This window comes from Streptomyces olivoverticillatus (assembly GCF_014203555.1).
GTDB classification, from domain to species: domain Bacteria; phylum Actinomycetota; class Actinomycetes; order Streptomycetales; family Streptomycetaceae; genus Streptomyces; species Streptomyces olivoverticillatus.
In genome coordinates this window covers 17965-33313 of record NZ_JACHJH010000012.1, presented here as the reverse complement: position 1 = coordinate 33313, position 15349 = coordinate 17965, and the positions used below count along the sequence as shown (strand labels likewise).

The window sequence follows — 15349 nt, the reverse complement described above, 5'->3', positions numbered from 1 at the left end:
CGAGGGATTGATACGCCGGTGAGCCAGGTCATCGTGAAACGTCCGCCTCGGGTGGTGCCGCCCGAGCTCCCGGCGGACGAAGTGCGGCTCGAAGCGCCTCCGGAGCTGCCGCGCGGGCAGCAGGAGGGCATGGCCATGCAGCTCCTGCCGATGCTCGGCATGGGTTCGTCGGTGGTGTTCTTCTTCATGCCCGGCACCCAGCCGTTCATGAAGGTCATGGGCGGGCTGATGCTGCTGTCGACGGTCGCCATGGCGGTCTCGCAAGTGGTCCGTTACCGCAAGGGCACGCAGGGCGCGGCAGTCGACGGCCGCCGTGACTACCTGAAGTACTTGGCGCAGACCCGGCGCACAGTGCGGCGCACCGCCCTCGCCCAGCGCGACGCGCAGTTCTACCTGCACCCCGATCCCGGGCAGTTGTGGTCGCTGGCCGCGGAGGGCAGTCGGCTGTGGGAGCGGCGGGTGTCGGACAAGGACTTCGGGCAGGTGCGGATCGGGCTGGGGCCGCAGCAGTTGTGGACCCCGCTGGTCGCGCCGACCACGGCGCCGGTCGAGGAGCTGGAGCCGCTGTCGGCCAACGCCATGCAGCAGTTCCTGGCCACACACGGTTCGCTGGACGGACTGCCGGTGGCGGTGTCGCTGCGTGCCTTCTACCACGTGGTCGTCTCGGGTGAGCGTGACTGCGTGCGCGGGGCGGCGCGCGCACTGGTGGCGTCACTGGCTGCTTTGCACTCCCCCGACGACTGTGTGATCGCGGTGGTCGCTGCGCAGGACGCGGCCGCCGAGTGGGACTGGTGCAAGTGGCTGCCGCACACCCAGGCGGCCGGCACGGCCGACGGGGCGGGCACCAAGCGGCTGTTCGGCGAAGACTTGCACGAAGTGGAGGAGCTGCTGCGCGACCGCCTGGAGGGGCGCCCACGGTTCGCCAGGGACGGACAGCCACTGCTGGACCGGCCGCATGTGGTGGTCGTCCTGGACGGCGGTGTCGTGGGGGCCGATTCGCTGCTGGCCTCGACCGAAGGGCTGCAGGGCGTCACCGTGCTGGAGGTCGTGCCGGGCGAGCTGGAGGAGTCCCTCGGCGGGCTGTCCGTCACCGTACGGCCGGGCACGCTGCGGCTGGAGTCGGCGACGGCCACGTACCACGGGACGCCCGACTTCCTGTCCGTGGCCGCCGCCGAGGCGCTGGGGCGGCAGCTGGCCCCGCTGTGCCTGGGCGGGGGCGGCGGGGACGATGAACCGCTGCTCGCCAACCTCGACTTCGCCGACTTGCTGGGCCTGGGCGACCCCGCCGCCGTGGACGTCGCCACCGCCTGGCGGCCGCGGACAGCGGCCGAGCGGCTGCGCGTGCCCATCGGCGTCGGCGAGGACGGCACGCCCGTCATGCTGGACCTCAAGGAGGCCGCACAGGACGGAATGGGTCCGCACGGGCTGTGCGTCGGCGCGACGGGCTCGGGCAAGTCGGAGCTGCTGCGCACGCTGGTCCTGGGGCTTGCGGTCACGCACTCCTCGGAGACGCTGAACTTCGTCCTCGCCGACTTCAAGGGCGGTGCGACGTTCGCGGGCATGGCGGAACTGCCGCACGTCGCCGCGGTCATCACCAACCTCGCGGACGACCTCACGCTCGTCGACCGGATGCGCGACTCCATCACCGGCGAGCTACAGCGACGCCAGGAACTGCTGCGTGCGGCGGGCAACTACGCCAACCTCGGCGACTACGAGAAGGCGCGCGCCGCGGGGGCGCCCCTGGAGCCGCTGGCCTCGCTCGTGCTGGTCATCGACGAGTTCAGCGAGCTCCTGACCGCCAAACCCGACTTCATCGACATGTTCATCCAGATCGGCCGCATCGGCCGGTCGCTGGGCGTGCACCTGCTGCTGGCCTCGCAGCGACTCGAAGAGGGGCGGCTGCGCGGCCTGGACACGTACCTGTCGTACCGCATCGGACTGCGGACCTTCTCCGCCGCCGAGTCCCGCACCGCGCTCGGCGTGCCCGACGCCTACCACCTGCCGTCGGTGCCCGGCTCCGGCTACCTGAAGTTCGGCACGGACGAGATGACGCGCTTCAAGGCCGCCTACGTATCCGCCGACTACCGAGGCGCGGGCGGCGCCCCGACGCGCTCCGGGGGCTTCACCGGTGACCGCAGGCCCGTGCTGTTCACGGCCGCACCAGTGCCCGTCCGCTACGCCGAGCCCGGCCCCGGCTTCACGCCCGCCGCGCGGCAGGCGGAGGACGACGCGTTCGCCGACACCGTCCTCGACGTCATTGTGCGCCGCCTCGAGGGGCAGGGACCGGCCGCCCATCAGGTGTGGCTGCCGCCGCTGAACGAAGCGCCGTCCCTGGACCAGCTGCTGCCCACCCTCGCTGTGACGCCCGAACGCGGCCTGCACGCCGAGGGTTCCCCGCGACCGGGCGGACTGAGCGTCCCTCTCGGCCTGGTGGACAAGCCCTTCGAGCAGCGGCGCGACGTCCTCGTCCGCGACTTCTCCGGCGCCGCCGGCCACATGCTCGTGGTGGGCGGCCCCCGCTCGGGCAAGTCCACGCTCCTGCGCACCCTCGTCGGCGCCTTCGCCCTCACCCACACCCCGCACGAGGTCCAGTTCTACGGGCTGGACTTCGGCGGCGGCGGCATGAGCGCCGTCCAAGGGCTGCCGCATGTGGGCGGGGTCGCCTCCCGACTGGACCCGGAGAAGGTCCGGCGTACGGTCGCCGAGGTCACCGGCATCCTCAACCAGCGCGAAGCCTACTTCCGCGACCACAACATCGACTCCATCACCACCTACCGGCGCCTGCGCGCCGCCGGAAACCTCCCCGACCAGCCCTGGGGCGACGTCTTCCTGCTCGTCGACGGCTGGCAGTCCTTCAAGACCGACTACGAGCATCTCGAACCCTTCGTCGCCGACATCGCCACCCGCGGCCTGGGCCTGGGCGTGCACCTGGTCGTCACCGTCTCCCGCTACATGGAGATGCGGGCCGCGCTCAAGGACCAGCTGCTCGGCCGGCTGGAGCTTCGCCTGGGCGACCCGCTCGACTCCGAGCTCGACCGCAAGATCGCCGTCAACGTGCCGGTCGGGGTGCCCGGCCGCGGCCTCACCGCCGAGAAGCTGCACTTCCTGGGCGGCCTGCCCCGCATCGACGGCGCCACGGGCGGCGGCGAGGACCTCTCCGAGGCCACGGCCGACTTCGTCAAGGCGTCGGCCGAGGGCTGGCCCGGCCCCCACGCGCCCCGGGTACGGATGCTGCCTGCCCTGCTGTCCGTCCGCGAACTGCCCGGCGGGAACGCCGAGCCCGGGCGCGGCGTCGCCATCGGTCTGGACGAGATGAACCTCGCCCCCGTCTTCGTCGACTTCGACAGCGATCCGCTGTTCGCCGTCTACGGCGAGAGCGAATCCGGCAAGACCGCCCTGCTGCGCCTGCTCATCAAGCAGCTCACCGAGCGGTACACGCCCGAAGAGGCACTGTTCTGCGTCGGCGACTACCGGCGCGGGCTGCTGGAATGCGTGCCCGAGCCGCACCTGGTCGGCTATGCGACGACCAAGAACGCCCTCGAGCCATACCTGGCCGACATGAACACCCTCATCACCAGCCGCATCCCCGGCCCGGACGTGACCCCGCAGCAGCTGCGCAACCGCAGTTGGTGGAGCGGGCCGCGGGCCTTCATCATCGTCGACGACTACGATCTGGTGGCCACCTCGTCCGGCAACCCGATGGCTCAGCTCGTCGACAACCTGCCGTACGCGCGGGACGCTGGGGTCAACGTCATCCTGGCCCGCAGCAGTGCGGGCGCCGGCCGCTCCTCCTACGAGCCGTTCATCCAGCGGTTCAAGGAGCTGGGCGCCCAAGGCGTCGTGCTCTCCGGCGACCCGGGCGAAGGCGAGCTGCTGGGCAGCGTGAAGGCGCGCAGGCTGCCCCCGGGGCGCGGTGTGTTCGTCTCCCGCAAGCAGGGGGCGTCGCTGGTCCAGGCGGGCTGGGTGCCGACGGACTGACGGCCGGCGGCGCTATCACTGCTCACCGCACCCCGCTTTACTCTCGGCGGGGACGCTCTCTACGCCATGGACGGCACGCAGAGTCAGTCGGCGCAACCAGCACGATGGGTCCGTCGACTGGGACCACGTTCGGATGAGGAGAAGCTGCCCGTCGCCCTGGTACTCACGGTCCGGGGCAGAACGGTCTGGGTCGTGTCCACCGTCACCGGCTCGCACAGGGTCTCCGCCCTGCACAAGGATTCGGGCAGACTCGCCTGGACCTACGACGTCGCTGGGGGCAAGCCAGTTGCGCATGGCCGGCGCGGGCAACCGGGTCTTCCTCGTGTACGACGAGACGCTCACCGCGATGCCGGTCTTCTGACGTTCGGCTGCACGGTGTCCCCGAGTTGAGCAAGATACTGCCTGGACGAGTTCACCGTGGTTGTGGCGAAAGGACCCTTGCCCGATGATCAGCGAGCACGAAAAGGCCGAGCTGTACGCGATGGACATCTCCGACGCGGAGTGGCTCAGCGCGCCCGGCACCGGCAACGAGGAACGGGTCGAAATCGCCTACCTGCCGGGCGGTGCGGTGGCCATGCGTAATTCCGAGGACCCCGACACCGTGCTGCGCTACACGGAGAGCGAGTGGCGGGCCTTCGTCCTGGGCGTGCGCGACGGCGAGTTCGACCTGGAATAGTCGCGGGATGCGCCTGCGCACGGGCCCTCGCCGCGCCTCACAGGGGAGGCGACGAGGGTCCGCGCGAGCGGGCTCACTGGTGGTGGAAGCGGCGGGCCTGGGCCAGGTCGTTGTTCTTGTAGCCCTCGGTGGCCTCAGCGAGCTTTCCGGCAATGACCAGAAGGGTCTGGTGCATGTCGTCCACGTTCTTCTGCCAGTGGTGGTGACGCTCGTTGAAGGCCTTCTTGGTCTCGCCGTCCCAGGTCTCGACGACGTCGAGGACGCGGCGGTTGAGGGCGTCCAGCTGGTCCTTGATGGTGTTGGCGGTCGTCCGGACCTGGTGTGAGGCCTCGACTACGCCGGAGTAAGTGATCTCCATGGGGCGGTCTCTCCTGACGCGAATTGGGGTGGCGTACGGCGAGTCGGCGTACTGCTTGACGTACTGCTCGGCGTAATGCCGTGCACTACGAAGCGTTGAAACGGTTGAGAATGCCGCCGGTTGGCTCGGCCACGCCCTTGAAGCTGTTGAGGCGCTCGTGCTCTTCCTGGGTGAAGCCCCGGTCGCTCGCCACGATCGCTTCCTTGGTGAAGGCCAGCAGCTCCTTGAGGCGGCGCACGTCGTCGTTGACCTGACGCTGCAGGCCGTTGTACGCATTGGCGGCGATGCCCTTCCAGTGGCCCTCGATCGAGTCGACCACGGCGTTCAGAGCGGCGATCCTGCCCTCGAGCGTGTCGTGCATGGTGCCAAGGTCGTTGGCAAGGCCATTGAGCCTGCCATCTTCAAGCCGAAGCTTTTCACCCATCCTGCATCCTTCCCCCCATGAATCGGCTGTCATACGAGACCGTCGACGCGACTCTCATATGCACCGGACCGAAGTTGTCCATGCCACTCTAGCCACTGGCGCATGGGCCTTCCAACCAATGCGCGGCGCGCCGCCGGTCACGCCCGGCGGGCCGCACGCCGCCGCCGGTCCCGCAGCACGACCGCCCCGCCCGTGATCGCCGCCACCAGGGCAACTGCCGCTGCCAAGACGTACGTTGCCAGGCGCTCGGTCCGTTCCTGGGCCGTCTCGCCCACGGTCAGGGCGGCCGGTTCGGGCGCGCGCAGGCCGTCCGAAACCGGACGGTCCGGAGTGGGCGCGTCGCGGGGGTGGTCGTCGTCGGTCAGCGCGCGCACGGGGTCGGCAACGCCCCAGCCGATGAAGTCGTCGCGTCCTTTCACGGCCCGCTGCGCGGTCTGTTCGATCTGCGCGACGACCTGGTTCTGCTTCCACTTCGGATGCTTCGCGCGGATGAGGGCCGCAATTCCCGCCACATACGGCGCGGAGAAACTCGTGCCGCTGTCGACGCACTGGCCGCCCTTGGGCACGGTGGAGACCATTTCGACGCCGGGCGCCGCGACACCTACGAAATCGCCTGCCTGCGAGAACGGCGCCCGCTCGTTGTTACGGTCCGAGGCGGCGACGGCGAGCACCCCCGAGTAGGCGGCCGGGTAGGTCTTCTTCACCTTGCCCTCCAGGCCGTCGTTGCCCGCCGAGGCGACCACGACGATGTCCTCGTCCAGCGCCTCGCGGACGGCCAGCTCGAGCTCCGAGTCGGGGAGCAGCTCCTTGGTCGTGTCCTGGGAGATGTTGATGACCCGGGCGTGTTCGCGGATGGCATGCCGGATGGCGGCGGCGAGTGTGGTGGTCGTGCCAGTGCCCTTCTCGTCGTTCTGCCGGATCGGAATGATCGTCGACTCGGGAGCCAGCCCCACGAAGCCCGTGCCCTCGCGCGGGCGCGCGGCGATGATCCCGGCGACCTTGGTGCCGTGCCCGACCAGGTCAGTGGTCCCGTCGCCGCTGCTCGCGTCAGCGACCGGGGGCTGGGGGGTCTGGGGCGGCGGCGCCTGGGGCGGGGTCGCGCTCGGCGCGGGGGCCGGGGCCTCGCGGGACTGCAGCCGGCTCTGCGTCGAGCCTCCTGCGGCCCTGCGGGGGGTGGGCTTGGGCGTGGGGCCGGGCGTCTTGCCCGGCGTCGGGGCCGGTGACTTCGCTCCGCCCTTGTCCGGACTCTTGCTGGGACTGGGACTGGGGGTCGGGGTGGGCGCCGGGGTGGGGCTGGGGGGCGGGGTGCTCGGGGCCGGGGCGGGCTCCGGCTCGCGTTCCCTCGGCAGCAGGTCCAAGCCGGAGGAGCGGTCGACGGCGTCCGTCAGCTGTGGGTTGTCCCGGTCGACCCCGGTGTCGATGACCGCGACCCTGACGCCCTTGCCCTTGGTGTCCTGCCACAGTTCATCGAAGACCACCCGCTGCAGGGACCACGGCAGGCCCGAAATCTGCTTCTTCATCGGGAAGGTGCACTCGCCGCTGCCGTCCAGCAGCACCGGTTCCGGCCGCGCCGTCGCGCAGGCCGTGCCCGTTCCCGGCGCCCCGGCGCTCACCGCGAGCGTCACCCCCAGAGCCACGAGCCGCCCCTTGCGGTTCCTCGCCGCACTCATCCTGTCGTCCCTCTCCCCTGGTCTTCAGGAACTCTGCGGCTGCCTGGCGCTGTTGGCGTCGAGCCTGGGGCCCTTGGGCAGGAACTCGGACCAGGCGGCCGGCACCGGCACCGGCTTGACGTCCTTGTAGCCGAGCCGGATCTGCGCCTGGCTGGCCTCGCCAGCCTGTTCCTGCGGGTCGCTCTGCTTGCCGTCGTCGCCGATGGCCGACCGTTTGGTGCTGCTGTCATTGTTGGTCTGGACGGCATAGCGCAGGCCCGTGTCCGTCACCAGGAAGAGTGAGCCGGTGGAGGGCGAGGCGCCGCTGAACTGCCGGTAGAGCAGGCCGCTTCCGGGGGTGACGTAGGCGCTCGTGGCGCCGTCCAGGATCTGTGCCGGGTAGCGGGGGCCCGCCCAGGTGGTCAGCTCCGCTGTGCCCTTGCCGTCGACGTCGTGCAGCACGTTGCAGACGGTGCCGCGGCCGGACGCCGGGTCGTTGGCCTGCGACGGGACGAGCTTCGGCCAGCCGTACTTGCCGTAGAACCACTCCTGGGAGGAGGTGAAGGACTGCGGGGCGACCTCCGCGGCGCGCGCGTTCTGCCCGAGGGATACGGCGTCCGGGCTGGTCAGCAGGAGGCGGGCGACAAGGTCGGAGACCGGGGCCACCTTGCCGGGCAGGACGACGTACTGCTGTACGCCCTTGCCCGCCACCGCCTGGATGACCGTACCCACCTTGTCGAGGCGGGGGTCCAGGCTGCCGATGCCCGCCTTGTCGCCGATCCGCCCCGGCACTTGGGGAAAGGTGATCGGGGTGCCGTCGTGCAGCGTGGCCAGCCAGTCCTTGGTGACCTTCTGGGCCTGCGCGCCCTCGCTGAACAGGGAGCGCCGCAATACCTGGTCCCGTGCGGAGGAACCCGTGGTGCCGCCAGAGCCGTCACCGTCCGAGCCGTCGGTGCTTGCGCTGGGCGTACCGCCCGAACCGATGAGGTGCTTGGTGCCGTCCGGGGCCACGAGGTAGCGGTCGCCTGCCGGGCCTTCGACGTAGAGGGCCTGGCCCTCCTTCAGCTGCGCCTTGCCGCCGGCCTTGTCCGCCTCGCGGGCGGCGAGCAGGAACACCGCCTTCTGCACGGTCTTGCCCCCGCCGCCCGGCTGCTCGCACACCGCCCAGCTCTTCTTCGTTCCGGCGTCGCCCTCCGTGGGCAGCCGGTCGGGGGCGTAGGGGATGCCGAGCGTGGCGCCGCGCTGCAGCTTGCCGTTGTCCAGCTCGGACTCCTCGACCTTGATGACGGACGATTTGCCCGGGTCCAGCAGGAGCTTGGCGGAGGAGAAGTTCAGCACGGGGTGCAGCCGTCTGACGCCCTGGGTCTCCATGACGACGTAGCGCGTCGTCGACTGGCTGCCCACGATGACGTGCGCCCCCGGCGTCGACCAGCCCGCGGGCGCCTTCGGCTTGAAGATGCCCCAGGCCCCGAACCCGGCCAGGACGACCGCACCCGCCACCAGGCCGGGCAGCACGGCCCGTACGGGGCGCGGCGCGGCCTCGTCCGTCCCTGCGGCCGAAGGCTGCAGGAAGGCGGCGATCGTCCGCTTCCTGGCGAAGGTGTAGGCGTTCAGCTCGTCACGCCGCGTTGCCATGAGGCGAACTTCTCCCCCTGCTCGGGCCCTGTCCGGGCTGGTCTCGCTGCGGCGGCCGCGCCGCTCGCCGGGCATTGCCCGCGGCCCCCCATTGTCAGACCGGCCCCCTACTATGCCGGTTGAGGGCCGGACGCTGCCGTTCGGGTACGGTGATCGCCCGGTCGACGCACCTGCAACGGTGGACTTTCAGGACATAAGGGGGGCTTGCGGGTATGGCGTCCGCGACGCAATCGGCAGCTGCCACTGTCCCGCGCCGGCAGTCCCGGCCGGGTCTCCTGGGCCCGGTGAGGCTGCATCAGCTCGTGCTGCTCGAGATCGCCGCCGCGCTGATACCGGCCGGATACGCCGTGACCCCGCTTCTGGCAGCGCCCGCCGCCGCCTTGGCCGTCGTGCTGGCCGTCCTCGCGCTCGGGCGGTACCGGCAGCGGCCGCTGGCGGAGTGGCTGGGCACCGCGCTCAGGCTGCGGCGCCGGGTGCGCCGGGCCGCCGCGGCCGTTCCGGCGGATGTGTCCCCCGCCCTGGCGCCGGTCGTGGAATGCGATGCGGCGCTGCGGTCGGAGAGCTTCGTCACCCACGACCGCCGCTCCGTGGGCATGGTCGGTGACGGCACATTCCTCACCGCCATCCTCCAAGTCGAGGCGGTGGACGCGCCGCTGCGCCCGCGACGCGATGAGAAGGCCCTGCCGCTCGCGTTGTTGCGGGATGCGATGGATGTGGACGGGATACGCCTGGAGTCGGTGCAGGTCGTGCAGAGTGCGCTGCCCGCGCCGGCGCCGCACTTGTCCGCGCAGGCGCTGGCCGCTCGCAACTACGCGCCGTTGCAGGAGCTGACGGGGTCTCCTGCCGTGCGGCTGACGTGGGTGGCGTTGAAGTTCGATCCGCAGTTGTGTCCCGAGGCTGTCGAGGCGCGCGGCGGCGGTGCGGACGGCGCGCGGCGGTGTCTGTTGCGGGCCGCCGACCAGTTGGCGAGCCGGCTGCAGGGGGCGGGCTTCACGGCCACACTCCTGTCGGAGGACGGGCTGACGACGGCGCTCACGACCGCCGGGAACGTCAATCCGGCCGCCACGGCACAGGCGGGGCGTACGGGCTCGGTCGCCCGGCGCACCCAGGAGGGGCCGCGGGCCTGGCGGTGCGACGACCGGTGGCACACCTCGTACTGGGTGGGGCGCTGGCCGCGGCTGGGCGAGGGCGCGGTGCCGCTGCCAGAGCTGGCCGCGCTGCTGACGTCGCTGCCCGCGCTGTCGACGACGCTGAGCCTGACGCTCGGCCGGGGGCCGGTGCTGGACGGGCGGCATGTGCCCACCATGACCGGGCATGTGCGGATATGCGGGCGCAGCTCGGATGAACTGGATGCGGTGCGCCGCGAGTTGGAGCGTGCCGCGCGGGCCGTGAAGGTCGCGCTGGTGCGGCTGGACCACGAGCAGGTGCCTGGTGTTCTCGCCACGCTGCCCCTGGGAGGGACACGCTGATGACCACGGCCTCTCCGGCACGCCGCCCGCGCTTCGGCTTCGGGCTGATCGGACCCCGGCGCGGGCGGCACGAAGTGGCGTACGAGCACTTCGACGAGCTGGCGCTTCCCGTCGGCGACGACGGGGTGGTCATCGGCTCCGACGAGCACGGCGTGCCCGCCGTGCTCAGCCTCGGCAGGCCGGCACCCTTCGACGTCGTCCTGGTCGGCGGGGCGTGGACGGCGCAGGTCATCGCATTGCGGGCGGTGGCCACGGGGGCGCGGGTCGCGGTCGAGACGGGCCGCCGCCAACTGTGGACGACCCTCGCGCAGTCGGCGAACGGCGGGCAGCAGGCCATCACGCTGTACGACGTCGGCCGGGTGCCGCCGCAGGGGCCTTCGGTGCACAGCCCGGTGCTCGTCGTACGGGACTGCGGGGCGCGGCCGCCGCGCGGGCGGGTGGGCGTCGCACCCTGGCAGTCCGTCCTGACCCTCATTCCGTATCTGAGCCCTGTGGCGCCGAGGTTGATGGCCCATGCCGACCTCGTCGGCGTCCAGCGCGTCTCGCCCGACGAGGCGCGGCAAATCGGCCGCGCCATGAACCTCCCGGCGGCCGACGTCGAGGCGCTGCCGAGCCTCGCGGACGGGGTCACTCTGTGGTGCACGCGTACGTCGCGAAGCTATGTCGCCACCCAGCCGACCGAGCCGGAGACCGGCCTGCTGGGTGCCGCGCGACGGATGGAGTAAGGCTCCCTCTTACGCCCGCTTTGTGCTGCGAAATTGCGGCTAATAGGTGGTGAATCGGGCGTAAATCTCGCGGTGTTGCGGGGCTTTGACGGGGAAGCCTTGTTTCACCGAGGGGCGGTTGGTGAGGCGGGGGCGGGCCTGCCGCAGCGATGCGGTCGGCGATTAGTCTGTATGAACGTACGCACTGGAGACCCCGACGCCGGTCCACGCGCGCAGATGGCGGGATCCGGGCGGTCGGGCGACACAACGGTCTGCCCCGGCAGACGGACCAACGGGTCGACGGGCGCCAGACCACATCAGCAGGAGGCATTGTGAGCAGCGATCGGGACGAGATCCGCGCGGCCGGACACACAGTCGGCGAGGACCGGCCCGACGCCGAGCTCGAGCATGAACACGAGCCCGAGCACACGGGCGAGTTCACAATCGACTACACGCCGCCTGCCTGGTACACGCAGACTCCCCAGACGGAGGGCGGCGAGGCGAAGAGTCCGGCCACGATGCGGTTGAGCGCGGGCGCGTTGGAGGAGGAGATCGCGAAGCGTGCGGCTGAGCCTGCCGCTCCAGCTCCGGCTCCGGCTCCGGCTCCGGCTCCGGCTCCGGCTCCGGCTCCGGCTCCGGCTCCGGCTCCGGAAGCACAGTCGGCGACGGCGTGGCCGGCGCTGCCGCCCCTCCCGCCGGACTTCCCGCCCGCGACTCCGGCTGCGCCGGGCAGCCCTTCGGGGGATGCGGGGGTTCCGGCGGCGGTGGTTCCAGCTGTGGCGGTTCCGGCTGCGCCGGGTGGCGAGGTGCGGCTGGATGAAGCTGCTTCGGGTGCGCCGGTGACGGATGCGGCTGAGGCTGGAGCAAGCGCGGGGGCGGAAGTGCCTGCTGCGGGCGTCGCTTCGTCCGGTGCCGAAGAGCAGGTCGCGGTACTGAGTGCGCCTGCGGCTGAGGCGGGCGCTGCCGTTCCGGCGGCGCCTGAGCCGCTTGGGGCGCCGCAAGGCGCCGGGGCACAGGAGGAGCCGGACGCGCAGGCTCACGAGCCCGCAAGCCTGCCCCCTGCGCCGGGCGGCTACGGCTACCCCGCCCCGCAAGGCACCTTCGGCCCCCCGGCAGCAGAGGGTGGCTACGGATACCCGGGCCCCGAGGCGCCTGCCCCTGCCGCCACGACCGCAGACGCACCAACGCCGCAGGGCAGCTACGGCTACCCCGCCACGCCCACCGCGCCCGCGCCGCAGGAGGGCCAGGGTTCATCCACCCCCGAGGCTGCCGCGGCACAGGGCGGTTACGGCTACCCGACGCCCGCAGCGCAGCCGGGCTACGGCTACCCCGTTGCCCCCGCCAACGCACCGGCGCCGCAGCACGGGTACGGGTCCCCGTACCCCGAAGTCGCTGCCGCGGTCCCGAGCACACCTGCAACGCCCGGACCGGGAGCCGGTGTGCCGGACGGGTACGGCTCCGCACACCCCGAGGCTGGCGCGGCCATCAGCGCACCCGCCGCACCGGCCCCGGGCGCCAACGCCCCTGCCGCACCAGGCGCCTACGGTTCCGCTCTTCCCGTAGCCGTCGCGGCCGCCGACGCACAGGATGCGCACAGCTCCGCCCACCCCGAACCTGCCGCGCCCGCCAACGCGCCCGCCGCGCAGGGCGGCTACGGCTACCCCACGCCCACCGCACCCGCCGCGCAGCCCGGCTACGGCTACCCCAGCCCCGCCGCTCCCGCGCCCGCCGAGGCAGCCGCCGGCACCCCCGTGCCTCAGGACGGTCACGGATTCCCCCGCCCCGAAGCACCCGCAGCGGGCAACCCGGCGGCATCTGCCACCCCGGCCGCACCGGCCACCCCGCAAGACGGCTACGGCCTCCAGGCCCCGGCCGCAGCAGCGGCCCCCGCGGCCCCCGCCGTCGTGCAGACGCCCGCACCGGCTGCTCCGGCACCCCAGACGGCCTACGGCCACCCCGGAGCCCCCGCCCCCGCCCCGCAAGGCGGATACGGCTACCCGGCGCCTGGCACGCCCGCGCCGCAGGAGGGTTCCGCCCCCCAGGGCGCCCCGCACGCACCCGCAGCGCCCACGCAGGACGGATACGGGTACCCCCAAGCAGCCCCCGGCGCCCCCGCACCGTACGGCTACCCCGGAGCGATGCCGCCCGCCGCCGTGCCCGGCGCGCTGCCTCCCACCGCGCATGACCCGGCAGGCGGTGCCCCGCAAGCCGGCGGCTGGTCCGCCGCGGCACCCGATCAGCGCCAGCGCTCCGTGCACGGCGCGCCGTTGGGGTTCACGGCCGCCGTGGAGCTCTCCTCCGAGCGGCTGCTCAAGGGCAAGCCCAAGCCGAAGAAGCAGAGCAGCAACCGGTTCAAGTTCGGCGGCAAGAAGGAGGAGGCCGAGCGGCAGCGCAAGCTGGAGCTGATCCGTACGCCCGTACTCTCCTGCTACCGCATCGCCGTCATCAGCCTCAAGGGCGGCGTCGGCAAGACGACCACGACCACCGCCCTCGGTTCCACGCTCGCCAGCGAGCGGCAGGACAAGATCCTGGCCATCGACGCCAACCCGGACGCGGGCACCCTCGGCCGCCGTGTGCGCCGCGAGACCGGTGCCACGATCCGCGACCTCGTCCAGGCCATCCCGCACCTCAACAGCTACATGGACATCCGCCGTTACACCTCGCAGGCGCCCTCCGGACTGGAGATCATCGCCAATGACGTGGACCCGGCCGTCTCCACGACCTTCAACGACGAGGATTACCGGCGCGCGATAGACGTACTGGGCAAGCAGTACCCGATCATCCTCACGGACTCGGGCACGGGCCTGCTCTACAGCGCGATGCGCGGCGTCCTCGACCTCGCCGACCAGCTCATCATCGTCTCCACGCCGTCCGTCGACGGCGCGAGCAGCGCGAGCACCACCCTCGACTGGCTGGGCGCGCACGGCTACGGCGAGCTCGTCTCGCGCAGCATCACGGTGATCTCGGGCGTCCGCGAGACCGGCAAGATGATCAAGGTCGAGGACATCGTGTCGCACTTCGAGACCCGGTGCCGCGGCGTGGTCGTCGTGCCGTTCGACGAGCACCTGGCGGCGGGCGCGGAGGTCGACCTGGAGATGATGCGGCCGAAGACCCGCGAGGCGTATTTCCACCTCTCCGCCATGGTGGCCGAGGACTTCGTCCGGGCCCAGCAACAACAGGGCCTGTGGGCGGGCAACGCCGCCCCCGCGCCGTATCAGGCCACCCCGGCGGCGGAGCCCGGTTACGTCCAGGAACAGCAGGGCCCGCCCGCCCAGTACTACCCCGGCCCGTACGGCGAGGCCCAGCCGCAGCCCGGGCAGCCGGGCCCGTATCCGCAGCAGGGTCCGTACCCGCAGCAGGGCGGCTGGCCGCAGCCGCCCCAGCCGGGCGAGTACGGCTATCCGCAGCAGTGACCCGGAAATGAGGAAGGGCCCCACACGGCAACCGCCGCGTGGGGCCCTTCCCCGTCAGGCTCCCGGTGTCAGCCGGCCACCACGGCGGCCTCGTGTGCCGCCACCAGCTCGCGCGCCCGCGTCACGTCGTCCGCCATGCACTGCAGCAGCGCCTCGATGGAGTCGAACTTCTCCATGCCGCGCAGGTAGGCGAGGAAGTCCACGGAGGCGTGCAGCCCGTAGAGATCGAGGCCCACCCGGTCGATCGCATAGGCCTCGACCGTCCGCTCGGTGGCGTCGAACTGCACGTTCGTACCGACCGAGATGGCCGCGGGCATCGCCTCGCCGCCGGCGGTCAGCCACCCGGCGTAGACGCCGTCCGCGGGGATCGCGGTGTGCGGGAGGGTGTCCACGTTGGCCGTGGGGAAGCCCAGCTCGCGGCCGCGCTGCGCGCCCCGCACCACCACGCCCTCGACGCGGTGCGGCCGGCCGAGGATCTCCATGGCTCCCGCGACGTCGCCCTCGGCGACCAGGCGCCGGGTCAGGGTGGAGGAGAACGGCAGCCCGCCGCCCGCCTCGCCCGTCACATAGAGGTCGATGACCTCGACCGCGTAGTCATACGTGGCGCCGAGCTCCTCGAGGAACGCGACGTTGCCCGCGGCACGGTGGCCGAAGCGGAAGTTGGGGCCCTCGACGACGAGCTTCGCGTGCAACTTGTCGACCAGGACCTTCACCACGAAGTCGGCGGCCGACAGCTTCGAGAACTCGGCGGTGAACGGCAGGATCAGCACCGCGTCCACGCCCAGCTCGGCGATCAGCTCCGCGCGCCGGTGGTGCGGCGCCAGCAGCGGCGGATGGCTGCCGGGCCGGACGACCTCGCTGGGGTGCGGGTCGAAGGTCACCACGACCGACGGCACGCCCAGCTCCCGCGCCCGGTCCACCGCGCGGCCGATGATCAACTGATGCCCGCGGTGCACGCCGTCGTACGAGCCGATGGTGACGACGCTGCGCCCCCAGTCCTGGGGGATGTCCTCCAAGCCACGCCAGCGCTGCACTGTGCCCGC

At 72.0% G+C, this 15349-nt stretch carries 9 protein-coding genes and 2 pseudogenes; 6 read left to right on the top strand and 5 right to left on the bottom strand.

What is annotated here, in order from left to right; all coding sequences use genetic code 11:
- The first annotated feature begins 18 nt into the window (after nucleotides 1–18).
- Both eccCa and FHS39_RS24975 read left to right on the top strand, forming a co-directional pair.
- Nucleotides 19–3978, top strand: a complete 3960-nt coding sequence (gene eccCa, locus FHS39_RS24980) for a type VII secretion protein EccCa (RefSeq protein WP_184351759.1) — start codon at nucleotides 19–21, stop codon at nucleotides 3976–3978.
- Nucleotides 3979–4423: 445 nt separating this feature from the next.
- Nucleotides 4424–4654, top strand: a complete 231-nt coding sequence (locus FHS39_RS24975; protein ID WP_184351758.1) for a DUF397 domain-containing protein — start codon at nucleotides 4424–4426, stop codon at nucleotides 4652–4654.
- A gap of 73 nt (nucleotides 4655–4727) precedes the next feature.
- Here the strand turns inward: FHS39_RS24975 and FHS39_RS24970 are convergent, their stop codons facing one another.
- The 4 genes from FHS39_RS24970 to eccB all read right to left on the bottom strand — a co-directional run bounded on the left by FHS39_RS24970 (nucleotide 4728) and on the right by eccB (nucleotide 8720).
- Nucleotides 4728–5012, bottom strand: a complete 285-nt coding sequence (locus FHS39_RS24970; protein ID WP_184351757.1) for a WXG100 family type VII secretion target — start codon at nucleotides 5010–5012, stop codon at nucleotides 4728–4730.
- Nucleotides 5013–5097: 85 nt separating this feature from the next.
- A complete protein-coding gene (locus FHS39_RS24965; RefSeq protein ID WP_184351756.1) occupies nucleotides 5098–5436 on the bottom strand; it encodes a WXG100 family type VII secretion target in 339 nt (112 codons plus the stop codon).
- A gap of 137 nt (nucleotides 5437–5573) precedes the next feature.
- Entirely contained in the window at nucleotides 5574–6956 is a 1383-nt protein-coding gene (gene mycP, locus FHS39_RS24960) for a type VII secretion-associated serine protease mycosin (protein WP_184351769.1), read from the bottom strand.
- A 174-nt stretch (nucleotides 6957–7130) separates the two neighbouring features.
- The gene (gene eccB / locus FHS39_RS24955; RefSeq protein ID WP_184351755.1) at nucleotides 7131–8720 is read right to left on the bottom strand and encodes a type VII secretion protein EccB; all 1590 of its coding nucleotides are present in this window, start codon (nucleotides 8718–8720) and stop codon (nucleotides 7131–7133) included.
- Nucleotides 8721–8932: 212 nt separating this feature from the next.
- Between eccB and eccE the strand changes: the two genes are divergently transcribed.
- The 4 genes and pseudogenes from eccE to FHS39_RS25920 form a co-directional block, all read left to right on the top strand.
- Nucleotides 8933–10189 (top strand): type VII secretion protein EccE, encoded by a 1257-nt coding sequence (eccE, locus tag FHS39_RS24950; RefSeq protein ID WP_184351754.1) that lies wholly within the window; start codon nucleotides 8933–8935, stop codon nucleotides 10187–10189.
- Nucleotides 10189–10914: a hypothetical protein gene (locus tag FHS39_RS24945; protein WP_184351753.1), complete on the top strand. Its 726-nt coding sequence runs from the start codon at nucleotides 10189–10191 to the stop codon at nucleotides 10912–10914. Before eccE ends, FHS39_RS24945 begins: the two co-directional genes overlap by 1 nt.
- A gap of 149 nt (nucleotides 10915–11063) precedes the next feature.
- Nucleotides 11064–11360: pseudogene (locus FHS39_RS25925) on the top strand (SCO5717 family growth-regulating ATPase); the annotation flags it as partial.
- Nucleotides 11361–12386: 1026 nt separating this feature from the next.
- Nucleotides 12387–14439, top strand: a pseudogene (locus tag FHS39_RS25920) (MinD/ParA family ATP-binding protein); the annotation flags it as partial.
- On the opposite strand, the gene FHS39_RS24935 reads toward FHS39_RS25920, so the two are convergent.
- Nucleotides 14375–15340 (bottom strand): bifunctional riboflavin kinase/FAD synthetase, encoded by a 966-nt coding sequence (locus FHS39_RS24935; RefSeq protein WP_184351751.1) that lies wholly within the window; start codon nucleotides 15338–15340, stop codon nucleotides 14375–14377. The pseudogene FHS39_RS25920 and the gene FHS39_RS24935 overlap by 65 nt on opposite strands.
- Between the last annotated feature and the right edge of the window lie 9 nt (nucleotides 15341–15349).